The sequence below is a fragment of the Wenxinia marina DSM 24838 genome, from assembly GCF_000379485.1.
Classification (GTDB): domain Bacteria; phylum Pseudomonadota; class Alphaproteobacteria; order Rhodobacterales; family Rhodobacteraceae; genus Wenxinia; species Wenxinia marina.
Map to the genome: position 1 here is coordinate 33,377 of NZ_KB902284.1, position 20,088 is coordinate 53,464.

At 70.9% G+C, this 20,088-nt stretch carries 24 protein-coding genes and 1 tRNA gene; 20 read left to right on the plus strand and 5 right to left on the minus strand.

Going from position 1 to position 20,088, the window contains the following annotated elements; genetic code table 11:
* The first annotated feature begins 131 nt into the window (after nucleotides 1–131).
* The 7 genes from A37W_RS0107500 (at nucleotide 132) to A37W_RS24635 (ending at nucleotide 7,364) form a co-directional block, all read left to right on the plus strand.
* Nucleotides 132–2,375, plus strand: a complete 2,244-nt coding sequence (locus A37W_RS0107500) for a GumC family protein (protein ID WP_018302412.1) — start codon at nucleotides 132–134, stop codon at nucleotides 2,373–2,375.
* Nucleotides 2,362–3,636, plus strand: a complete 1,275-nt coding sequence (locus tag A37W_RS0107505; RefSeq protein ID WP_157236472.1) for a polysaccharide biosynthesis/export family protein — start codon at nucleotides 2,362–2,364, stop codon at nucleotides 3,634–3,636. Before A37W_RS0107500 ends, A37W_RS0107505 begins: the two co-directional genes overlap by 14 nt.
* 277 nt (nucleotides 3,637–3,913) lie before the next feature.
* Nucleotides 3,914–5,113, plus strand: coding sequence for a tyrosine-type recombinase/integrase (locus A37W_RS0107510; RefSeq protein ID WP_040753659.1), 1,200 nt, complete (start codon nucleotides 3,914–3,916; stop codon nucleotides 5,111–5,113).
* A 587-nt stretch (nucleotides 5,114–5,700) separates the two neighbouring features.
* Complete coding sequence (locus A37W_RS0107515; RefSeq protein WP_018302415.1) at nucleotides 5,701–5,886, plus strand: helix-turn-helix transcriptional regulator; 186 nt, start codon at nucleotides 5,701–5,703, stop codon at nucleotides 5,884–5,886.
* Entirely contained in the window at nucleotides 5,886–6,275 is a 390-nt protein-coding gene (locus A37W_RS24110; protein WP_018302416.1) for a winged helix domain-containing protein, read from the plus strand. Before A37W_RS0107515 ends, A37W_RS24110 begins: the two co-directional genes overlap by 1 nt.
* Nucleotides 6,276–6,398: 123 nt before the next feature.
* Entirely contained in the window at nucleotides 6,399–6,800 is a 402-nt protein-coding gene (locus A37W_RS21200; RefSeq protein WP_040753646.1) for a helix-turn-helix domain-containing protein, read from the plus strand.
* A 288-nt stretch (nucleotides 6,801–7,088) separates the two neighbouring features.
* Nucleotides 7,089–7,364, plus strand: coding sequence for a Rap1a/Tai family immunity protein (locus A37W_RS24635; protein ID WP_367834143.1), 276 nt, complete (start codon nucleotides 7,089–7,091; stop codon nucleotides 7,362–7,364).
* 191 nt (nucleotides 7,365–7,555) lie between these two features.
* On the opposite strand, the gene A37W_RS0107535 is transcribed toward A37W_RS24635, so the two are convergent.
* A tRNA-Ser gene (locus A37W_RS0107535) sits at nucleotides 7,556–7,645 on the minus strand.
* 165 nt (nucleotides 7,646–7,810) lie between these two features.
* Here A37W_RS0107535 and A37W_RS0107540 point away from each other — a divergent pair.
* The gene (locus tag A37W_RS0107540) at nucleotides 7,811–8,650 is read left to right on the plus strand and encodes a DUF2059 domain-containing protein (protein ID WP_018302419.1); all 840 of its coding nucleotides are present in this window, start codon (nucleotides 7,811–7,813) and stop codon (nucleotides 8,648–8,650) included.
* Here the strand turns inward: A37W_RS0107540 and A37W_RS0107545 are convergent.
* Complete coding sequence (locus tag A37W_RS0107545) at nucleotides 8,647–8,988, minus strand: hypothetical protein (protein ID WP_040753662.1); 342 nt, start codon at nucleotides 8,986–8,988, stop codon at nucleotides 8,647–8,649. The two genes, A37W_RS0107540 and A37W_RS0107545, sit on opposite strands and share 4 nt — an antisense overlap.
* A gap of 252 nt (nucleotides 8,989–9,240) precedes the next feature.
* Here A37W_RS0107545 and A37W_RS0107550 point away from each other — a divergent pair, with 252 nt between their 5' ends.
* The 9 genes from A37W_RS0107550 (at nucleotide 9,241) to A37W_RS0107590 (ending at nucleotide 16,204) form a co-directional block, all read left to right on the plus strand.
* Complete coding sequence (locus A37W_RS0107550; protein WP_018302421.1) at nucleotides 9,241–9,918, plus strand: 50S ribosomal protein L21; 678 nt, start codon at nucleotides 9,241–9,243, stop codon at nucleotides 9,916–9,918.
* Between the two features lie 6 nt (nucleotides 9,919–9,924).
* Nucleotides 9,925–10,194 (plus strand): 50S ribosomal protein L27, encoded by a 270-nt coding sequence (gene rpmA, locus A37W_RS0107555; protein WP_018302422.1) that lies wholly within the window; start codon nucleotides 9,925–9,927, stop codon nucleotides 10,192–10,194.
* A gap of 141 nt (nucleotides 10,195–10,335) precedes the next feature.
* On the plus strand, nucleotides 10,336–10,878 hold the full coding sequence (locus A37W_RS0107560; protein WP_018302423.1) for a GNAT family N-acetyltransferase: 543 nt from the start codon (nucleotides 10,336–10,338) through the stop codon (nucleotides 10,876–10,878).
* The gene (locus tag A37W_RS0107565) at nucleotides 10,875–11,390 is read left to right on the plus strand and encodes a GNAT family N-acetyltransferase (protein ID WP_018302424.1); all 516 of its coding nucleotides are present in this window, start codon (nucleotides 10,875–10,877) and stop codon (nucleotides 11,388–11,390) included. Before A37W_RS0107560 ends, A37W_RS0107565 begins: the two co-directional genes overlap by 4 nt.
* A 2-nt stretch (nucleotides 11,391–11,392) precedes the next feature.
* On the plus strand, nucleotides 11,393–11,908 hold the full coding sequence (locus A37W_RS21205) for a GNAT family N-acetyltransferase (protein ID WP_157236473.1): 516 nt from the start codon (nucleotides 11,393–11,395) through the stop codon (nucleotides 11,906–11,908).
* A gap of 34 nt (nucleotides 11,909–11,942) precedes the next feature.
* A complete protein-coding gene (obgE, locus tag A37W_RS0107575) occupies nucleotides 11,943–12,992 on the plus strand; it encodes a GTPase ObgE (protein ID WP_018302426.1) in 1,050 nt (349 codons plus the stop codon).
* Nucleotides 12,989–14,098, plus strand: coding sequence for a glutamate 5-kinase (gene proB / locus A37W_RS0107580; protein WP_040753665.1), 1,110 nt, complete (start codon nucleotides 12,989–12,991; stop codon nucleotides 14,096–14,098). The genes obgE and proB overlap by 4 nt, the downstream gene beginning before the upstream one ends.
* Entirely contained in the window at nucleotides 14,095–14,916 is an 822-nt protein-coding gene (locus A37W_RS21210; RefSeq protein WP_018302428.1) for an aminoglycoside phosphotransferase family protein, read from the plus strand. The genes proB and A37W_RS21210 overlap by 4 nt, the downstream gene beginning before the upstream one ends.
* Before the next feature lie 22 nt (nucleotides 14,917–14,938).
* Complete coding sequence (locus A37W_RS0107590; RefSeq protein ID WP_018302429.1) at nucleotides 14,939–16,204, plus strand: glutamate-5-semialdehyde dehydrogenase; 1,266 nt, start codon at nucleotides 14,939–14,941, stop codon at nucleotides 16,202–16,204.
* Between the two features lie 39 nt (nucleotides 16,205–16,243).
* Here the strand turns inward: A37W_RS0107590 and A37W_RS0107595 are convergent, their stop codons facing one another.
* Nucleotides 16,244–16,846 (minus strand): histidine phosphotransferase family protein, encoded by a 603-nt coding sequence (locus tag A37W_RS0107595; protein WP_018302430.1) that lies wholly within the window; start codon nucleotides 16,844–16,846, stop codon nucleotides 16,244–16,246.
* Between the two features lie 21 nt (nucleotides 16,847–16,867).
* Here A37W_RS0107595 and A37W_RS0107600 point away from each other — a divergent pair, with 21 nt between their 5' ends.
* From A37W_RS0107600 to olsA, 3 genes are all read left to right on the plus strand, one after another.
* Nucleotides 16,868–17,044: a DUF3553 domain-containing protein gene (locus tag A37W_RS0107600; protein ID WP_018302431.1), complete on the plus strand. Its 177-nt coding sequence runs from the start codon at nucleotides 16,868–16,870 to the stop codon at nucleotides 17,042–17,044.
* Between the two features lie 141 nt (nucleotides 17,045–17,185).
* Nucleotides 17,186–17,944, plus strand: a complete 759-nt coding sequence (locus A37W_RS0107605; RefSeq protein WP_018302432.1) for a GNAT family N-acetyltransferase — start codon at nucleotides 17,186–17,188, stop codon at nucleotides 17,942–17,944.
* Complete coding sequence (gene olsA, locus A37W_RS0107610) at nucleotides 17,941–18,774, plus strand: lyso-ornithine lipid O-acyltransferase (RefSeq protein ID WP_026198355.1); 834 nt, start codon at nucleotides 17,941–17,943, stop codon at nucleotides 18,772–18,774. Before A37W_RS0107605 ends, olsA begins: the two co-directional genes overlap by 4 nt.
* Here the strand turns inward: olsA and A37W_RS0107615 are convergent.
* Both A37W_RS0107615 and ssb read right to left on the minus strand, forming a co-directional pair.
* A complete protein-coding gene (locus tag A37W_RS0107615) occupies nucleotides 18,746–19,366 on the minus strand; it encodes a thiamine phosphate synthase (RefSeq protein WP_018302434.1) in 621 nt (206 codons plus the stop codon). The two genes, olsA and A37W_RS0107615, sit on opposite strands and share 29 nt — an antisense overlap.
* Before the next feature lie 112 nt (nucleotides 19,367–19,478).
* A complete protein-coding gene (ssb, locus tag A37W_RS0107620) occupies nucleotides 19,479–19,985 on the minus strand; it encodes a single-stranded DNA-binding protein (protein WP_018302435.1) in 507 nt (168 codons plus the stop codon).
* Nucleotides 19,986–20,088: the final 103 nt, after the last annotated feature.

Consider the following 20,088-nt stretch of genomic DNA (forward strand, 5'->3'; position numbering starts at 1 on the left):
ACCCCTTGCCGCGACAGGTGGGCTAGAAGAGGCAGGCGCAATCGCCCGACCGGCGGCCAGCGCACCCGTCACCCGGCCGGCCATCGGCAGCCGGTCGCACCGCCGAACGCGAAGGAGCCGGGACATGCGCAGTGACTGACACGGGCGTCGTCCGACCCGTCGCAGGAGGCCCGCCGCGGCGGGCGGCCGACCCGTCGGAGGTCGACCCCCGCGACTTCCTCGCCGCGCTCTGGCGCCGGAAGTGGCTCGTGCTGCTCTGGACGCTGGCGGGAGCGGTGACCGCCTTTTCCATCGTCTCGCGGATCGAACCGCGATACGCGGCGCGCTCCAGCGTCATGCTCGACCCCCGGTCGGTCCAGGTCCTTCCGGCGGAGGAGGTCGTGTCCGACCTGAACCTGACCAATCCGCTCCTCGACAGCGAGGCCGCCGTGCTGCGCTCGAACCAGCTTCTGGAGCAGGTGATCGCCGGCCTCGACGACACGCAGAGGTCCCTCCTCGATCCGCGGAACCACCCGCCCGACCTGGTCGAACGGATCGAGACGTCGTTCCGCCGCGTCGCCGATCTGTGGCCCGGTCTCGACGACACGTCCGGTTCGGCGCCCGCCGAGGGTTCCGGCGATCAGGTCCTCTCGCCGGAGGAACAGGAGATGCGGCGCCTCGTCACCGCGCTGCGCCGGTCCCTGACGATCTGGCGGGAGGGGCAGTCCTACCTCATCTCCATCGGCGTCGAGACGTCGGATCCGGCCCTGTCCGCGGACCTCGCGAACCGGATCGCCGCGGTCTACATCGACCGGCAGATCACGGATCGGCAGGTCGCCGTTGCGCGGGCGACGTCCTTTCTGCGCGACCGGGTGGAGGATCTGCGTTCGCAGGTCGAGGACTCCGAGGCCGCCATCGAGGCGTTCCGCTCCTCCCAGCTGGCGACATCCGGCATCGGAGCCGAGGCGCTTCAGCAGCAGCTGCTGGATCTGAGCACGCAGCACGCCCTGGCGCAGGCGGAGCTGGCCTCCGCGCGGGCCCGGCATGAACAGATCCGGCGGACGATCGACGCGGAGGGCATCGGAGCGGCGGCCGACCTGCTCACCTCGCCGCTCGTGCTGTCCCTGCGGGAGGAGTTGTCGGCCCTGCGGCGGGAGGATGCGGACCTGGCGACGACCCTCGGCCCGGATCATCCGGACCGCCGCCGTCTCGCGGCCGCGATCGCCCTGGTCGAGGACGACCTCGCGGCGGAAGTGGACAACATCGTCGCGGGGCTGGGCAACGAGGTCGACGTCGCGCTGATCCGGGCCGAGTCCCTGCGCGACACCCTGAACGGGATCGAAGGGCGGGCGGCGGACCTGTCCTCTTCGTCCCTCGCCCTGCGCCAGCTCGAGCGGGAAGCGGACGCCGCGCGGGCGACCTACGAGGGAAGCCTGACCCGCTACAACGAGACCCTGTCCCTCGACCGGCTGCAGCGCGCGGATGCCCGCACCGTGGAAAGAGCGGTCCCCCCCGGCGCCCCGTCGGGGCCGCGAATCCGGCTGTTCACGGCGTTCGGCTTGGTCGCCGGTCTCTCCATCGGCCTGATCGCGGCGGTCCTTTCGTTCGTCGGCGCCCGCGGGTTCACCCGCCCCACGGAGGTCGAGGCCGTCTGCGGCGTTCCGGTCCTGACCGCCCTGCCGCGTCAGAGGTGGCGCACCGTCGAGCGGATGCTCGACCAGCTCCGCATGCGCCCCTATCAGATCTATGCCGAGAGGATGCGGCACCTTCGCTTGCTGGTCGAGCCGCGCGGCGGCGCGATCCCGGCGGCGTCCGGGCCCACCGGACGCACGTTGGTGATTACGTCTTCGGTCGCGGGCGAGGGCAAGACGACCACGTCCGTCGCGCTCGCCTACATCGAAGGGCTGGCCGGGCGGTCCGTGGTCTATGTCGACTTCGATACCCGGCGGTCGCAGATCACGCGCGACCTCGCCCTCGACACCGCCAGGCCCGGGCTGGGCGACTATCTCCGGGGCAGGGCGCGGCTCGGCGACGTCCTCCAGCACTCCGGGGAATGGGGCTTCGCCATCCTTCCGATGCTGCGGCCCGATCCCGGCCTGAACGACGAGATCGGGGCGTCCCGCCTGCAAGAGGTCCTGCAAGAGCTCTCCGCCCGGTTCGAGATCGTGGTCCTCGACACGCCGCCGATCCTGGCGGTGACGGATGCGTCGCCTCTCGTCCGCCTCGCCGATCAGACCCTCCTGCTGGTGAAGAGCGAGACGACGGGGAAATCCGCGGTGCGCGAGGCGGTCCGGCTTCTCGACGATCAGAGCCCGAACGTCTCGATCGTCTTCACGCACATGGACCCGCGGCAGGAGCGCAGCACCTATGGAGGCCGGGCCGATGGCTATCTATGACGTCGTCCGGGGGACGCATCCGGCCCGATCGATGATCGCCGCAGCGATGGTCTTCGCAAGCCCGACTCGGGGGCAGGAGGCCGGAGACCCGCCGCCCGCCTACACCCTCGTCCCCGGGGATATCGTCAGTGTGGACTACGGCGGGACGGCGGACTCCGTGCAGGCGCTCGTCGATATCGACGGCCAGATCCGGATGCCCGGCGTCGGGGCAGTCGGGGCCGCCTCGCTGACGCTCGATGCGCTCGAGGCCGTGATCGAGAGCAGGATCGTCGCGACCGGGCAGATCCTCGACCCCGCCGTGACCACCACGATCGCCGCCTACGCCCCGATCGTGATCGCCGGCGATGTCGGCGCGTCCGGGCGGTACGACTACCTGCCCGGCATGACCGTGGCGACCGCCATCGGCTTGGGGGGCGGGCTGCGGACGGAGGGTGCCGCCCGGCTGGACCTGGATCGCGCCCGCGCCGAGGCGGAGGGTCAGCAGAACAGCGCCGCTCTCGCGATCGCCGCCGAGGTGGTCAGGCTCGCGCGGCTCGACACGACGGCCGCGCTGCCCGTCGACGGGATCGATTCGCTCGAGGCGGCGCCGCGGATCGAGCTGTCGGACCCGCGCCGGGCCGCCATCCCGGCGCCGGCCACCGCCCGCATCGCCGAGCTGCTGGACGCCGAACAGGCGCTCCTCGATGCCGAGGTGAAACGCGCCCTCGAACTCGGCGCTCTCTGGACGGCCGAGATCGCCGAACTTCGCCGGCAGGAGGGCCTCCTCCACCAGCGTATCGCGGTGCAGGACGAGATCGTGGCGCAGGTCGCTAGGGACCTCGAGGCCGCCGAGGATCTGCAGGCGAGGGGCCTCCGGACCGCCTCGCAGCTTTCGAGCGTGCAGCAACGCGATGCCGACGCCCGCGCCCGTCGGCTGGAGATCGAATCGGCGCTGACGTCGACGTTCCGCGCCATCTCGGACGCACAGCAGCAGCGCGCGGAGTTCTTCCTGGCCTGGCGCCTGGAAACGCTGAGACAGCGGGCCGCCGGCGCGCTGGCCCTGGGCGAGGCGCGTCTCCGGTACGATCGGGCCCTGGCGCAGTCCGCCATCCTCGGCGGCGATGCGGCCAGCGTGTTTCCGGACTCGGGTATGAACGTCGCGTTCCGGCTCGTGTCCGCCCGCCCGGACAGAAACCTGCCGGACAGCGGCGAGATCGAGGCGGAAACGCCGCTCCTGCCTGGCGATACCCTCGTCGTGACGCTCGAAGCCGCGGCCGACTAGGATCTTCCCACAGGATCAGCGGTCCCATTGCGACGGTCACTGCGGAGACGGAACGTCCGTGCGCGAGGCAGGCGCGCCTCGGTGCGATCCCAGCGCCCGGTATCGTCACGAGAATCGCCGGCTGTGTGTGGCGGAGAGACAGTCCGCCGAACCCCGTTCTCAGGCAGTCCGAAACATTCCGCTTCCCAGTGACTTAGCGCCCGACGACCTCTTGAGCGTTCCGAAGCCGTCCCCCATATTCTAGCCTGTAGTGGGGGACGGAATGGGGGACGGGCAGATGGCGGACGGCACGGCGACCAGGAGACCGGCGAAGTCGTTGACGGCGGCGTTCGTGCGGACGGCCAAGACCCCCGGCAAGTATTTCGACGGGCACGGTCTCTTTCTCAAGGTGGACGCGGCCGGGGCGCGGCGCTGGGTGCAGCGGATCGTGATACGCGGCAAGCGGGTGGAGATGGGTCTCGGCTCGGCCGACCTCGTCACGCTCGCGGAGGCGCGCGAGGCGGCGCACGAGAACCGCAAGGTCGCGCGGGCCGGGGGCGACCCTCTCCGCGCCAAGCGCGAGGCGGAGGCGGTGCCGACCTTCGCCGAGGCGACCCGGATCGTCTACGACATCAACCGGCCCTCGTGGCGCAACCCGAAACACGCCGCGCAATTCCTCTCCACCTTGGAGACCTACGCCTTCCCCCGCATCGGGCAGATGTCCGTCGCGGACGTGACCGCCGCCGATGTCGAGGCGATCCTCGCGCCCATCTGGCGGACGAAGGCAGAGACCGCGCGGCGGGTGCGCCAGCGGATCGGCAAGGTGATGAAGCTGGCGATGAAGCGGAAGTGGCGGGCTGACGACCCCTCGGCCGTTTCCGGTGAAGAACTCGGCCGTCACAGCACGTCGCAGACGCCGCGCAAGGCGCTGCCCTATTCCGATGTCCCTGCCTTCCTCGCGGCCGTCCGCCAGTCGAAGGCGACGGGGGCGACGAAGCTGGCGATGGAGTTGCTCGTACTGACCGCCGCCCGGTCCGGCGAAATCCGGCTCGCCCGGTGGGATGAAATCGACCTCGCCAACGCGACGTGGACGATCCCGGCGCAGCGGATGAAGGCGGGCCGCGAACATAGGGTGCCGCTCTCGGACCGTGCCGTGACGGTGCTGCGGGATGCCCAGCGCCTCGCGGACGAAAGCGGTCTCGTGTTCCCCGGCACCCGCTACGGCAAGCCGCTCTCGGACGCGACCTTGCAGAAGCTGACCCGCGAACTCGGCTTCGATGTCCACGTTCACGGTTTCCGCAGCACGTTCCGGGTGTGGGCGCAGGAGCGGTCCACAGCGCCGCGCGAGGTCGCGGAAATGGCGCTCGCCCACGTGGTGAAGAACAAGGTCGAAGCAGCCTATGCCCGGTCCGACCTCTTCGACCTGCGCCGCCGCCTGATGGAGACATGGGCCGCCGCCGCGACGGCCGCGATGGCTGACGTGGTGAGGGTGGCGTGAGCGGGGACGAATTCGAAAAGGTCCGAACCTACGGGCTCCTAGACGCGCTGACCGGCGGTGAGGGCCGCCTCGTTGATCCTTGGGATGTCGGCCGAGGCATGAGCGAAATGGACTTTCATCAACGATGGGCACGGATCGGATGGTTGTCCGAGCGCGCGTGGTTGGCGAAGGCCGCGGCTGACTCACTCAGGTCGAAGGGTGGACGCCCGCAATTGAACATCTGGCGAGCCTTCTTCTGTTGGTCTGTATTGCACGACGTTGTCGCCCCCATGTTTCGAGGCGCGGAGATTCCGGACCGTCCGTCATTCCGGCACGGGATCGTTTGCGACAACGGGACTGCGGTGAAGCGCGCAATCGAAGCCGAAGAGCGGGGCGAACTGGGTGGAGGCGCACGACCGCTCTTTCCAAAAAAGAAAGACCTCGCGTCATCCATTTCCCGGGGCCGGACCAAACTCGGGATGGACGACCGATGGCGGTCATCAATTGCGGAAACCATGGCGCGGGAGTTGTCGCAATCGGCTTCGCTCCTAATCGCCAATCGGCGGCAATAGCTTCCAAGTCATCGCAACAAGCCAAGAGGCTCTACGATGACCGAAGAAATCCTTCGCCGCCCGGCCGTGGTCCGGGTGACGGGTCTGCCGACCTCCACCCTCTACGCCGCGATGGCACGCGGCACGTTCCCCCGGCCGGTGAAGCTGGGTGAGCGCGCCGTGGGGTGGCGCAAGTCCGACATCGAGAACTGGCTCGCCTCGCGCACGGAGGCCAGCGCCTAATGTCTGAGAAGATGCAAGAGAACGGCCCGGACCTGCGCCAACAGGTTCCGGGCCGGGGGCGCCAATCTAAGCGGACCGGCACCCCCGACATAGCCCCGAAACGCCGCTCGCGCCAGCGCCGCGAGTGGATCGTCACCGACATGACCGGCGAGACGAAGAACATCGTCGTCACCGGCCGGGTCGCGTGGATGATGGAGCGGCTCGTGGAGGTCGGCCCGGTGGGTGTGACCACCTTCGACCACCCCGGCGTCCGGCTCTCGCACTACGTCATGTGCCTGCGCCAAGAGGGCGTGGACATCGAGACCCGCCGCGAACCGCATGGAGGAGCCTTCCCCGGCCGCCACGGCCGCTACAGGCTCGTCTCCGAGGCGCGGAGGGCGGACCAATGACAAAGGACCGCCACCCCGCCATAGACGCGGAGACCGCCCGTCAGCGCCGTCTCCGCCTGCGCTGGGCACTGACCGGCCCGGCCGCGCGGATCGTGCAGGAACTCGCCTTCGGGCCGCTCCGCGATGGGTAAGGCGAACCGCACCGGGCGGAGCAAGGGCAGGTATGTCCAGCTGCACGAGTGGTTCCAGCGCACAGAGGCTTGGGCGACGATGTCGCCCGGCCCGCGCGCGCTCTACGTCGAGGTCAAACGCCGCTTCAACGGAGCGAACAACGGCGACCTCTTCCTGAGCCACCGGGACGCCGCGAAGGCGTTGAACGTGTCCCGCAACACCGCCTCGCGCTACTTCGCGGAATTGCAGGAGCGCGGCTTCCTGCGCATGACCCAGGCGCATTGCCTCGGCCCCGCCGGGATCGGGCAGACGTGCAAATGGGCTTTGGAGGAAGAGACCACCCCGGACGGCCGCGCCGCGACGAAGTCGTTCGTCCGGTGGACCGCGAAAACAGAAACCCCGCGCAAAAACTGAGCCACCCCGTCCCCATCGTTGGGACGCCGCCAGCGCAACCGACCGGGAACTCCGTCGAGGCGGCTCAAATTTGGGGACGTGATTGGAGGTTTCGGCCCCGACCGCGTCCCCACCGTTGAGCCATATCTACATCTAGCCATAGGCACCCGCTTGCGGGGGTCGATGTCAGCACCTAGCCTGCGATGAGCCTGACAGAGCGAAATACCGATGTCTCATAAGCTGCGAGTTGCCGTCCTTCTGACGGCCCTCTCTTCTCCGACGCCGCTCCTTGCTACGCCGGTTCAAGAGATGATTGAGCCATGCACGGCTGCCGCTATGGGCAACACGTCTCGTCCTGACGCTACCTTTTGTCTCGGTGTCATCTTCGGCTTGATGCAGATGTCAGACATGAACTGCTATGCTGGGCTGACCGGCCGAGTGCCGACGGCTGGAACTCCACCCAGCAATCAAGCTGCCGCGCAAGCGTTCGTAAATTGGGCTAGAGCCAACCCGAGTAGCTGGGGACAGGACTACGTCGTCGGGATGCTGCTTGCACTCTCCGCTACCTTTCCCTGCACTCGTTAGCCGGTCGACGTAGACGCGGCTCGCGGAGGCAAGCCTCGCGCGCGCGCGCCCGCGCGTATTGGTCTCCCTCGTGCGCGCGTATTACTTAAAGAACCCTCGCCAGATCGAAGCGATGGGGGACGCGATGGGGGACGGCACGCCCATTCAAAGCCGAATATCCGTTCTAAAACAGAGGGATATAGAGCTGTGTGTGGCGGAGAGACAGGGATTCGAACCCTGGGACCCCGTGAAGGGTCAACGGTTTTCGAGACCGCCCCGTTCGACCACTCCGGCACCTCTCCGCGGTCGCGTGGGCCACCTAGCCGGACGGCGGGGGTACTGCAAGCCCCTTTTGCCGGGCGGCTGACGCCCGGCTGACAACTTCGTGCGGCGCGGGGTGGCGGGGTTTCCAGGTGGGCGGGGCGGACGTATGCCGGAGGGGACCCGATCTGTCAGGAGCCATCCCCATGTCCGCGATCACCGTCACCCGGACCGCCCTCGCCGCCGCGCTCGTCGCGGCCCCGTTCGCCGCCCCCGCGCAGGAGGCGGAGGGCGACGTCGATGCGCTCTTCGAGGCACTGCTGCTGCCGGAGGTCCTCGGCGTCATGCAGCAGGAGGGTGTCGGCTACGGCGCCGAGGTGGGCGAGGATCTTTTCGAAAGCGCCGTCTCGGCCAGCTGGTCCGACGGCGTCGCGGCGATCTACGACGCTGAGCGGATGGAGCGCGAGGTGCGTGCGGCCTTCGCCGAGGCGCTGGAGGGCGAGGATCTCGCGCCGATGATCGAGTTCTTCACCGAAGGCGCGGGCCGCACCGCCGTCGCGCTGGAACTGTCGGCGCGCGAGGCGATGCTGGACGAGGAGGTCGAGGAGGCCGCCCGCGAGGCGGCCGCGCTGGCGATGGCCGACGGGACCGAGCGCTCCGCGCAACTGGAGCGGTTCGTCGAGGCGAACGACCTGGTCGAGACCAACGTGGTCAGCGCGATGAACTCCAACGTCGCCTTCTACCTCGGCCTGATGGACGGCGGCGCGCTGCCGGCGCAGCTGACCGAGGACCAGATCCTCGCCGACGTCTGGGGGCAGGAGCCGGAGATCCGGCAGACCACTACCGAGTGGATCTACTCCTTCCTCGGCCTCGCCTACCAGCCGCTCTCGGACGAGGATCTCGAGGCCTACACCGCCTTCTCCGAGACCGAGCCGGGGCAGACCCTGAACCGCGCCGTGTTCGAGGCGTTCGACGCGCCGTTCGAGGCGATCAGCCACGATCTCGGCCGTCTCGCCGCGCAGTACATGGTCCAGCAGGACATCTAGGCACGGCCGAACGACTGGATGGCGAGCGACAGCGCGGCCGGATTGTCGGCATAGAGGCCGAGATCCCCGGACAACTGCAGCGTGCGGGCCGAGCGGTCGCCGGCCGGCACGCCGGCGGCGTCGTAGGCGCGGGTCAGGGCCGGGCCGCCGCCGGCGTCGATTTCGGCCAGGATGGCGGGGAAGCTGTCCTTCACCGCCAGTTCCACCGCCGCCCGGTCGCCGCTGCGGGCGGGGTCCACCAGTCCGCGGATCGCCTCCACCGGACCCTGCGCGGCGCCGGGGGCGCAGGCGGGAATCGCCAGAAGGACAAGGGCGGCGAGGCGGGCGGGGACTGTCATCAGGAGGCGCTCCATCGGCTGTGCGGCGGGGGTTGACTTGAGGGGGATAGGCGCAGATAAGCCCGCATCCCGGCAAGGGCGCCCCGGCGCACCGCAGGGTTTCCCGCGCCTTTCCGCCGACGACCGGCGGGGCCGGGACAGCATGGCAACGATCGCTCCTGGCGGGGCGCGCTGTCCGACGGCGGGCCGACCGGCCCCGTGAACGCCGCCACGAGGCGGGGCCGAGGGACGCGGTATACGAAGGAAAGACGCATGTTTGCGGTTCTCAAGACCGGCGGCAAGCAGTATCGGGTCACCTCGGGCGATGTCCTGAGGGTCGAGAAGCTGGCCGCCGACGCGGGCGACACCGTCCAGTTCAACGACATCCTGATGGTGGGCGACACGATCGGCTCTCCGCTCGTCGCCGGTGCGGGCGTGCAGGCCACCGTGATCGACCAGATCAAGGCAGAGAAGGTCATCCACTTCGTCAAGCGCCGCCGCAAGCACGGCTCCAAGCGCACGAAGGGCCACCGTCAGCAGCTGACGCTGGTGCGGATCACCGACATCCTCGCCGACGGCGCCGACAAGAGCGGCGTGAAGGCCGCGATCGGCGCCGCGATGGCGCCGCGCGACGCCACCACGTCGTCGGCCCCGGCCAAGGCCGCGCCGAAGAAGGGCGAGGCCTCGGTCTCGGCCAGCAAGACGGACGCGCCGAAGCAGAAGGACGAAGCCGCGCCGCAGGGCGGGTCGGACGACCTCAAGAAGCTGTCGGGCGTCGGCCCCGCGCTGGAGAAGAAGCTGCACGCCGCCGGCGTCACCTCCTTCGCCCAGATCGCCGGCTGGACCGAGGCCGACGTCGCCGAGATGGACGAGAAGCTGTCGTTCAAGGGCCGGATCGAGCGTGAAGGCTGGATCGACCAGGCCAAGCAACTGGCCGCCGAGAAGGAGTAACACCCCATGGCACACAAGAAAGCAGGCGGTTCCTCCCGCAACGGGCGCGACAGCGCCGGCCGGCGCCTCGGCGTCAAGAAGTTCGGGGGCGAGTACGTCATCCCCGGCAACATCATCATGCGTCAGCGCGGCACCAAGATGTGGCCGGGCGAGGGCGTGGGCATCGGCAAGGATCACACGATCTTCGCGATGACCGAGGGCCGCGTGAGCTTCCGCAAGGGACTCAAGGGCCGCACGTTCATTTCCGTGCTCCCCGAGGCCGACGCCGCCGAGTAACCCGGCCTTTCGGGGCGAGACAGGGGGACCGGCGGGATCGCCGGTCCCCTTCGCATTTTCTGCGCCACGACATATATTTGCACCATTCGCCGCGTAGGGGGACGCGGCCGGGGGGTGGCAGGTTTCGGAGGAGGAACCTCGATGCTGATCGATACCGTCACGGACCAGCCGGCAATCCCGGCCGAGCGGTTCGTGCTGCGCCCGCCCCGGCGCTCTGACCAGGGGCTGATCGAGCTCTATGCCTCGGACGAACGCGTGGCTAAGATGACCCGCTCGATCCCGCACCCCCTGCCGCCCGGCGCGGTCGAGGCGTTCATCCGCCAGGCCCTGTCGCCCGACCGGCGCGAGGACGTGTGGATCATCGACGGCTCCGCCCACGGAGCGTCCGAGATCATGGGCGTCGTGTCCCTGCAGAAGATGGAGCGCGGCCAGTCCGAGATCGGCTACTGGGTCGCGCCGGCCTTCTGGAACACCGGCGTCGCGTCCGAGGCGGTGCGCGCGCTGGTCGAGGCGAACCCGACCGGCGCGGCCACGATCTTCGCCGAGGTGTTCCAGGACAATCCGAACTCCGCCCGGGTGCTGACCGGCTGCGGGTTCGAGTATCTGGGCGACGCCGAGGCCTACTCCGTGTCGCGCAAGGCCACCGTCCAGACCTGGACGTACCTGCTCAAACCGCGGAAATGAGCGCGCCCGCCGCGCCCGGCCAGCCGGTCCTGACTTACCGGCCGCTGGGCCCGGCGGACGCTCCGCGCCTGCACGAGATCGGCTCCGACTGGGCGGTGGTCCGCCAGCTCGGCGGATGGCCCTGGCCGCCGGACCGCGCCTTCACCGAAAGCCGCTCGAAGCCCTACGAGGGCGGCGAGGGCTTCGTCTGGGGCGTGTTCGAGGGTGGACGCCTCGTCGGATCGGTCGGCGTCACCCGGCGCGAGATCGGCTACATGTTCGACCTCGCGGACCGGGGCCGCGGCATCGCCCGCGCGGCGGTGGACGCCGCGATCGGCTTCGCCTTCGCGTCCTGGGACTGGCCCGAGATCCGGGCGACGACGTGGGCCGACAACCCGGCCTCGGCGCGGGTTCTGGCCCGCGCCGGGTTCGTCCACTGGTCGACCCGGTACGAGCGGTCGAAGGCGCGGCGGCTGCCGGTCCTGCTGCACCGGCACCGCCTGACCCGCGCGCGGTGGGAGGCGGGACGATGACCGTGCCGACCCTCACTACCGCGCGGCTGGTCCTGCGCCCGCTGCAGCGGGGGGACGCCGACGCGCTCGCGACCGCGCTCGACGACTGGGACGTGATCCGCTGGCTGTCGGGGCCGCCCTATCCCTACCGCCTCGCCGACGCGCGCCAGTTCATCGCCGACGTGCGTGCAGGCGGTGCCGGCGTGTGGGCGATCACGCTGGCGGACGGCGGGTTCCTCGGCACCGTCGGGCTCGGAGTGGAATTCGGCTACTGGCTGCGCCGCGGCGCCTGGGGGCGAGGTTACGCCACCGAGGCGACGACCGCGCTCCTCGACCACCACTTCGCCGGGGGCGGCGCGGCGGTCGAGGCGGGCATCCACCCGGACAACGCCCGCTCGCGGCACCTGCTGGAAAAGCTCGGCTTCGTCGCCGACGGCCATTCCGTCACCTACTTCCCCGCCCGCCGCGCCGATATCGAGCGGCCGATGTTCCGCCTGACGCCCGAGGCGTGGCGCCGCTTGAGGGACGCGGCGGAATAGCGTAAGCGGCCCGCCTGACACACGGACGCGCGCCATGAAGTTCCTCGATCTCGCCAAGGTCACCATCCGCTCGGGCGCGGGCGGCAACGGCTGCGTGTCGTTCCGGCGCGAGAAGTTCATCGAGTTCGGGGGGCCCAACGGCGGCGACGGCGGCGACGGCGGCGACGTGATCGCCGAGGCGGTCGAGGGACTGAACACCCTCATCGACTTCCGCTACCAGCAGCATTTCTTCGCCCAGAACGGCCGGGCGGGGCAGGGCGCCAACCGCACCGGCGCCAGCGGTGACGACATCGTCCTCAAGGTTCCGGTCGGCACCGAGATCCTCGACGAGGACGAGGAGACGCTCATCGCCGACCTCACTCAGGTCGGCCAGCGCGTCGTCCTCGCCCGCGGCGGCAACGGCGGCTTCGGCAACGCGCATTTCAAGACCTCGACCAACCAAGCGCCCCGCAACGCCAACCCCGGGCAGCCGGGGGTGGAGCGGATGATCTGGCTGCGGCTGAAGCTGATCGCCGACGCCGGCCTCGTCGGCCTGCCGAACGCGGGCAAGTCCACCTTCCTCGCCGCCGTCTCGAACGCCCGGCCCAAGATCGCCGACTACCCTTTCACCACGCTCGCCCCCAACCTCGGCGTCGCCGGCGTGGACGGGGCGGAGTTCGTGATCGCCGACATTCCGGGCCTGATCGAGGGGGCGAGCGAGGGCAGGGGCCTCGGCGACCTCTTCCTCGGCCATGTGGAGCGGTGCGCGGTCCTGCTGCACCTGATCGACGGCACCTCCGGCGATCCGGTCGGCGACTTCCGCACCGTCGATACCGAGCTGGAGGCGTATTCGCCCGACCTGCACGCCAAGCCGCGGATCGTCGCGCTGAACAAGATCGACGCCCTCGACGAGGAGGAGCGCGCCTTCCTCAAGGAGGAGGTCGAGCGCGGGATCGGGCACGCCGTCATGCCGATGTCCGGCGCCACCGGCGAGGGCGTAACCGAGGTGCTGCGCGCGCTGCGCGCCCGGATCGGGACCACGCGACAGGCCGAAGCGCGGGACGAGACCGGGGACGGGCCGGAGGACGGGCCGTGGCGTCCGTGACGCCGACGCTGGGCGCAGCCCGGCGGATCGTCGTCAAGATCGGCTCGGCCCTGCTGGTGGACCGCGCGACCGGCGCCCTGCGCGAGGACTGGCTGTCCGGCCTCGCGGCGGACGTGGCGCGGCTGCGGGCGGGCGGGGCGCAGGTGATCCTCGTCTCGTCCGGCTCCATCGCCCTCGGCCGCGGCGTCCTCGGCCTCGCCGCGGGCGAGCTGGCGCTGGAGCACAGCCAGGCGGCGGCCGCCGTGGGGCAGATCCGGCTGGCGCGGGCCTACGAGGCGGCGCTGCAGCCGCACGGGATCGTCACCGGGCAGGTTCTCGTCACGCTGGAGGACAGCGCCGACCGCCGCCGCTACCTCAACAGCCGCGCGACGATGGAGACGATGCTGTCCCTCGGCGTCACGCCCATCGTGAACGAGAACGACACCGTCGCGACCGACGAGATCCGCTACGGCGACAACGACCGCCTCGCCGCGCAGGTCGCGGTGACCTGCGGCGCCGACGTGCTGGTCCTGTTGTCCGATGTCGACGGCTTCTATTCGGGCAACCCCGCGCTCGACCCCGCCGCCCGCCGCTTCGACGTGGTGGAGCGGATCACGCCGGAGATCGAGGCGATGGCGGGCGAGGGCATCTCCGGCGTCAGCAAGGGCGGCATGCGGACCAAGCTGATGGCGGCGCGGGTGGCGACCGACGCCGGCTGCGCGATGGCGATCACGCTGGGATCGACCGACAGGCCGCTGTCGGCGCTGGAGAACGGCGCGCCCTCCACCTGGTTCCTGCCGCAGACCGACCCGCAGGCGGCGCGCAAGCGCTGGATCGCCGCGATGAAGCCGCGGGGCGAGCTGGTGGTCGATGCCGGGGCCGAGCAGGCTCTGGCGCAGGGCAAGAGCCTCCTGCCCGCGGGCGTGACCGCCGTCACCGGGCGGTTCGGCCGGGGCGATCCGGTGACCATCCGCGGCGCCTCGGGCACGCACCTCGGCACCGGTCTGGCGCGCTACACCGCCGAGGAGGCGAAGGCGATCCGCGGCCGCCGCTCGGCCGAGATCGAGGCGATCCTCGGCTACAAGGGCCGCGCCGCGCTGATCCACCGCGACGACATGGCGACGTGACCGCGCCCGCGGCGCGGGCCGCCGAGGCGGCGGTGCGCTGGTCGCTGACGGATCTCGCGCTCCACGCCGAGACCCCGCGCAGCTGGATCTACCGCTGCCGTTCGCCCTTTGGGCCGGCTGCGCTGAAACTGCTCACCGAGGCCGGGGCCGAGGAGATCGCGGGCGCGGCCTACCTCGCCGGACGGAACGGCGACGGGGCGGCGCGGCTGTTCGGCGTGTCGGAGGACGCCATGCTGCTGGAGTGGCTGGACGGCCCGCCTCTCGGCGACCGGGTCCGCCGCAACGGGGACGCAGAGACGCCCGCCGGCCTCGCGGCGCTGGTGCGGCGACTGCACGCTCCGGCCGCGACAGCACCCGGACTCGTGCCGCTGGACCGCTCCATCGCCGGCCTCTTGTCGGACACCTCTGCCGACCTCGCGGCGCCGCGGGCGCTGGCCCGACGCCTTCTCGCCGAGGGGCGGACGCCGGTGCCGCTTCACGGCGACCTGCACCACGAGAACGTTCTCGAGACGCCGGACGGCTGGCGCGTCATCGACCCCAAGGGCCTGATCGGCGACCCCGACTTCGAGACCGCGAACCTGTTCCGCAATCCCGAGGGGCGTCCCGACCTCGCCCTCGACCCGGCCCGTGCGCTGGCGCTGGCCCGCGCGCTGGGACATGGCCTCGGCCGTCCGACCGCGCGCCTGCTCGCCTGGGCGGTCGTGCTGGCGGGCGCCTCGCGGACCTGGAGGCCCGAACCGGACTTCGATGCGCCGATGCTGGCGGCGGTGCAGGCGGCGATGTCGGAAGCCGTTTCCACGGACGGCGATTGGGTCTAGGACGGGCGGCGGAGGTACGCCCATGAAGGACCACACCGACATTCCCGCGCTGATGGCCGACATCGGCGCCAAGGCCCGCGCCGCCGCGGCCGAACTCGCCTTCGCCGCCGAGGACCGCAAGGTCGCGGCGCTGCAGAGCGCGGCCTACGCGATCATGGACAACCGCCAGGCCATCCTCGACGCCAACTGCGAGGATCTCGTCTACGGCGAGGAGAAGGGCCTGACGCCCGCCATGATGGATCGCCTCACGCTGGACGAGGCCCGCGTGCGCGCCATGGCCGACGGCCTGCGCGCCGTAGCGGAACAGCGCGACCCGGTGGGCCGGACGCTGGCGGAGTGGGACATGCCGTCGGGCCTGCACATCCGGCGCGTCAGCACGCCGCTCGGCGTGGTCGGGGTGATCTACGAGAGCCGCCCGAACGTCACCGCCGACGCCGGCGCCCTCTGCCTGAAATCCGGCAACGCCGCGATCCTGCGCGGCGGGTCCGAGAGCTTCCATTCCTCCGCCGCGATCCACGACTGCCTCGTCACCGGACTGAAACAGGCCGGCCTGCCCGAGACGGCGATCCAGCGCGTGCCGGTCCGCGACCGCGAGGCGGTGGCCGAGATGCTGCGGATGACGCAGCATATCGACGTGATCGTGCCGCGGGGCGGCAAGGGCCTCGTCGGCCTCGTCCAGCGCGAGGCGCGGGTGCCGGTGTTCGCGCACCTCGAAGGCATCTGCCACCTCTACATCGGCGCCACCGCCGACCCCGCGATGGCGGTCGAGATCGCCCTCAACGCCAAGACCCGGAGGACGGGCATCTGCGGCGCGATGGAATGCGTGCTGATCGACTGGCGCTTCTACACCCAGCACGGGCCGGTGGTGATCGAGGCGCTGCGCGACGCCGGCGTCGAGGTGCGCGCGGCGGGCGACCTGGCGAAGGTGGCGGGGACGGTGAAGGCCGCGCCCGAGGATTTCGGCGAGGAATTCCTCGACATGATCTGCGCGGCGAAGCTGGTCGACGGCGTCGACGAGGCGATCGACCACATCCGCACCTACGGGTCCAACCACACCGATGCCATCGTGACCGAGGACGACCGGGCGGCCGAGTACTTCTTCCAGCGGCTCGATTCGGCGATTCTGATGCGAAACGCCTCCACCCAGTTCGCGGACGGGGGCGAGTTCGGCATGGGGGCCGAGATCGGAATCGCGACGGGCAAGATGCACGCGCGCGGGCCGGTGGGGGCCGAGCAGCTGACCTCGTTCAAGTATCTCGTGACGGGCAACGGCGCGGTTCGGCGCTGATCGTGCCGGCCGTTCGTCCGACCAGGGAGCCTCGCCGCCCTAGAATCCCGCGGTGATCCGGTTCGCGCCGATGTCGACCGCCAGCGTCCGGTCAAGCTCTGCCAGAACCTCGGGCAGGAGCACGAACTGGACCTCGGCTGGAGCGGGCTCGGCCGGGCCCTTGGCCGGAGCGGACAGGCTGGACCACAGGTCCTGCCGTACCGCCAGTCGGTCCCCTTCGGCCCACATCTCCCACCGCGGGCCGCGGCGGCGGATGTGAACGTCGCCGCCGCGGGGCAGGGCGCTCTCGAAACACATGAGCGTCAGCAGGACCGCCCGTACCTCGGCCCGCTCCTGCGGGTCATCGACGGCCCAGTAATAGGTCAGCCGCCCCCCGCGCGAGGCGGCGGCAAGGAGCTGCGCGATCTCGTCCCGGGCGACCATGCTGCCCGGCGCGGCCCGGCCGAAGGCAAGGCGGAAGAACCGCAGCATCGCGTTGGCCGTCTCGATGCTCTGGGCGATCAGCTCCATCTCCGGGGACGGGGGGCCGTCGCCGGCGAGCGTCATCAGCTCCACCCCGTTGCCGATGGCACCGAGGGGGCTACCTAGGTCGTGGCAGATGCGGGAGCCGACCAGGGCGACGATATCGGCCCGACGCGTCACCGCCGGGAGTCCGCCAGGATCATGGACAGCAGCGCCTTTCTCACCCCCGGAGTGTTCGTGACCCATCCCGACCGCCCGGACTGGGGCCGCGGGCAGGTGCAATCGAACATCGGCGGCCGGGTGACCGTCAATTTCGAAGAGGCCGGCAAGGTGGTCATCGACGCGACGCGCATCCTCCTCATCCCGGTCACTCCCTGACAGCCGCGACGCCACCGGGACGACCCGCCACGGTGTGGGACCAATTCCCCACTTCGGCACAGGATAGCCCGGTTCGGTTGCCAAGTCGTTAAGGTCTTCATAGATCCGGGCGCGACGATCCACTCCCGGCGGCCGCCCCAGATGCTCGACATTCTTCCGGACCTGACGCTGCGGCTCGCCGCAGGGCCACAGGACCAGTTCGCGGTGGAGCGGCTGCGCTACCGTGTCTTCGTCGAGGAGATGGGCGGCGACGGTCCCCTCGTCGACCATGATGCAAGGCGCGAGAGGGACGGGTTCGACGCTTTCGCCCGCTCGCTGATCCTCGTCGATCCGGCCCGGCCCGAGGGCGAGCACGTGGTCGGCGCCTATCGCCTGCTGGACACTGCCGCCGCGCGGCGTGCGGGGCAGTTCTACTCGGAAGGCGAGTTCGACCTCGCGCCGCTTCACCGCTCCGGACGCCGGCTCATGGAGCTCGGGCGGACCTGCCTGCACCCCGACTGGCGCGGGGGGCCGGCCCTGTGGCGGCTGTGGAGCGGGCTGGCCCGGCTGATCGCGGAGGAGGGGACGGAGATCCTCTTCGGCACCGCCTCCTTCCCGGGAACCGATGTCTCGGCGCTGGCGCAGCCCCTGGCCCTGCTCCAGCGCGACCACCTCGCGCCCGAGGCGCTGCGCGCGCGGACCCGGCGTCCGGTGGCTCTTCCGCAGGTGTCGCGGATCGACCGGCGTGCGGCCATGCTGGCGACTCCGTCGCTCATCAAGTCGTACCTGCGGGTCGGGGGCCGGGTCGGCGAAGGCGCGTTCGTCGATGCCGCCTTTAACACCACCGACGTCCTGATGATCCTCGACACGGGCGTCGCGCCGGTCCGCCAGCGCGCGCTCCTCGACGCCGCGCGCGCGTGAGTCCGACCTGGCGCGGGGCGCCGCCGCCGGCGCGCCGGCCACTTGCGGCCCAGGACCGGGGACGGATCCTCCTGCGCGGGGCGGCGGTCGGCGCGGTCGTGTTCGGCGGCCTCGGCCTGCACCTCCTGGTCCGGCTGGTCGAGCGACCGCTTCACGGCCCGCGGCGCCCCTGGACGCCGCACATCACCTGCGCCGTCTGCCGCGCAGCGCTGCGGCTGATGCGGATCCGGCTCACCGTCCGGGGGCGGCCGATGGACGGCGCGGGCGCGATGGTCGCCAACCATTCCTCGTGGCTCGACATCTTCGCGCTCAACGCGCCGGCGCCGCTCTACTTCGTCGCCAAGGAAGAGGTGGCGGGCTGGGGCGGGATCGGCTGGCTGGCGCGGGCGACGGGGACCGTGTTCGTGCGGCGGGAGCGGCGCGCGGCGGCGGCGCAGGTGGCGGACCTGCGCGCCCGGCTGGCCGCGGGCCACCGCCTGCTGTTCTTTCCCGAGGGCACGTCCTCCGACGGCCGGCGCGTGCTGCCGTTCAAGCCGACGCTCTTCGCCGCGTTCCTCGGCCCGTCTCCGGCGTGGCTGCAGCCCGTCAGCGTGGCCTGGACGGCGCCCAAGGGAGAGCCGGCGGCGTTCTATGGCTGGTGGGGAGACATGGCGCTGGCCCCGCACCTCGCTTCGGTGCTGGCGGCCCGGGCGCCGGGAGGGGTGACGGTCACGTTCCACCCGCCGGTGCCGCCGGAAGGGGACCGCAAGGCGCTGGCATCGCGGCTGGAAGGGACGGTGCGGGCGGGGCTCGAGGCGGACCTCAGCCCATCGCGGCCGCCAGTGTCCTGAGCGCGGCGGCCGGGTCGTCCATCCGCCAGATCTCGTCGCCGATGCCGAAGAAGTCGGTCCAGGGCGCGAGCGCCCGGACGGTCGTCTCGTCGAGCGCGCCCTCGGCGACGACCGGCACCTCGATCATCTCCGACCACCATTCGAACAGGTCCGCCTCGGCCCGCTTGCCGTCGCCGAGCGGGCTGACGCCCACCGGGCCGAAGGCGACGTAGTCGGCGTTCAGCTCGGCCGCGGTCAGCCCGTCGTGGCGCGACTGGCCGCAGAAGGCGCCGACGATGGCATCGTCTCCGAGCTCTCTCCGCACCGCGCGCACAGACCGGGACCCATCCGTCAGATGCACGCCGTCGAGGCCGTGGGCGCGGGCGAGAAGGACGTGCCGCTCCAGCACCAGCGCGACCTCGCGCGGCTCGGTCACCTCGCGCACCGCGTCGGCGGCGCGGGCGATCCGCTCCTCGTCGTGCCCGGCGAGGGCGAGCCGGACGCAGGCCACCGGCAGCGCGTCGAGGCAGGCGGCGAGCTGGTCCGGGAACTGCGCCAGCTCGATCTCGGGCGGGGAGATCAGGTAGAGCTGCGGGCGGTCTTTGTCGGTCATGGTCGCTGCCTGTCTTCGTCCGGTCCTCGCCTATAGCGGAGCGCCGGGCGGGCGCAAAGGGGCCGTGCCGCCACGCGGCAGCACGGTCGCGGTCCTCGACCGGGGAGACCGGCTAGAACGGGATCTCGTCGTCGAAATCGCTGCCGCGGCCACCGCCGCCGCCACCACCGCCGCCGCCCGGTCCGCCGCGATCGTCGTAGCCGCCACCGTAGCCGCCGCCGGGCGAGCCGCGGTCGTCGTAGCCGCCGCCACCGCCGCCGCCTTCACCGCGACCGTCCAGCATCGTCAGCGTGTCGCCGAAGCCGCGCAGCACGACCTCGGTCGAGTAGCGGTCCTGGCCGGACTGGTCCTGCCACTTGCGGGTCTCGAGCTTGCCCTCGATGTAGACCTTCGATCCCTTGCGCAGGAACTGCTCCGCCACCCGGACGAGCCCTTCTGAGAAGATCGCGACCGAGTGCCACTCGGTCTTCTCGCGCCGCTCGCCGGTGTTGCGGTCCTTCCAGTTCTCGGACGTGGCGATGCGCAGGTTGCAGACCTTGCCGCCGTTCTGGAACGTCCGCGTCTCGGGGTCGCGGCCGAGATTGCCGATCAGGATCACCTTGTTCACCGAGCCTGCCATCTGTTCCCCTCGTCTCGAATCCGGGCCGTCGTTTCCCGACGCTTACATCACCCGGCCATGGTTAATGGAAGGCTAAACCGACCTGAAGGGCCGGCTCGGATGG

Coding starts and splice junctions, on each gene's coding strand:
- A37W_RS0107615 (WP_018302434.1), bottom strand. CDS start 19,366: ATGACCGACAAAGACCGCCCGCAGCTCTACCTGATCTCCCCGCCCGAG.
- A37W_RS0107550 (WP_018302421.1), top strand. CDS start 9,241: ATGTTTGCGGTTCTCAAGACCGGCGGCAAGCAGTATCGGGTCACCTCG.
- obgE (WP_018302426.1), top strand. CDS start 11,943: ATGAAGTTCCTCGATCTCGCCAAGGTCACCATCCGCTCGGGCGCGGGC.
- A37W_RS0107545 (WP_040753662.1), bottom strand. CDS start 8,988: ATGACAGTCCCCGCCCGCCTCGCCGCCCTTGTCCTTCTGGCGATTCCC.
- A37W_RS0107590 (WP_018302429.1), top strand. CDS start 14,939: ATGAAGGACCACACCGACATTCCCGCGCTGATGGCCGACATCGGCGCC.
- A37W_RS0107565 (WP_018302424.1), top strand. CDS start 10,875: ATGAGCGCGCCCGCCGCGCCCGGCCAGCCGGTCCTGACTTACCGGCCG.
- A37W_RS0107515 (WP_018302415.1), top strand. CDS start 5,701: ATGACCGAAGAAATCCTTCGCCGCCCGGCCGTGGTCCGGGTGACGGGT.
- A37W_RS21200 (WP_040753646.1), top strand. CDS start 6,399: ATGGGTAAGGCGAACCGCACCGGGCGGAGCAAGGGCAGGTATGTCCAG.
- A37W_RS0107510 (WP_040753659.1), top strand. CDS start 3,914: ATGGCGGACGGCACGGCGACCAGGAGACCGGCGAAGTCGTTGACGGCG.
- A37W_RS0107560 (WP_018302423.1), top strand. CDS start 10,336: ATGCTGATCGATACCGTCACGGACCAGCCGGCAATCCCGGCCGAGCGG.
- A37W_RS24635 (WP_367834143.1), top strand. CDS start 7,089: ATGATTGAGCCATGCACGGCTGCCGCTATGGGCAACACGTCTCGTCCT.
- rpmA (WP_018302422.1), top strand. CDS start 9,925: ATGGCACACAAGAAAGCAGGCGGTTCCTCCCGCAACGGGCGCGACAGC.
- A37W_RS24110 (WP_018302416.1), top strand. CDS start 5,886: ATGTCTGAGAAGATGCAAGAGAACGGCCCGGACCTGCGCCAACAGGTT.
- A37W_RS0107540 (WP_018302419.1), top strand. CDS start 7,811: ATGTCCGCGATCACCGTCACCCGGACCGCCCTCGCCGCCGCGCTCGTC.
- A37W_RS0107505 (WP_157236472.1), top strand. CDS start 2,362: ATGGCTATCTATGACGTCGTCCGGGGGACGCATCCGGCCCGATCGATG.
- ssb (WP_018302435.1), bottom strand. CDS start 19,985: ATGGCAGGCTCGGTGAACAAGGTGATCCTGATCGGCAATCTCGGCCGC.
- A37W_RS0107605 (WP_018302432.1), top strand. CDS start 17,186: ATGCTCGACATTCTTCCGGACCTGACGCTGCGGCTCGCCGCAGGGCCA.
- A37W_RS0107600 (WP_018302431.1), top strand. CDS start 16,868: ATGGACAGCAGCGCCTTTCTCACCCCCGGAGTGTTCGTGACCCATCCC.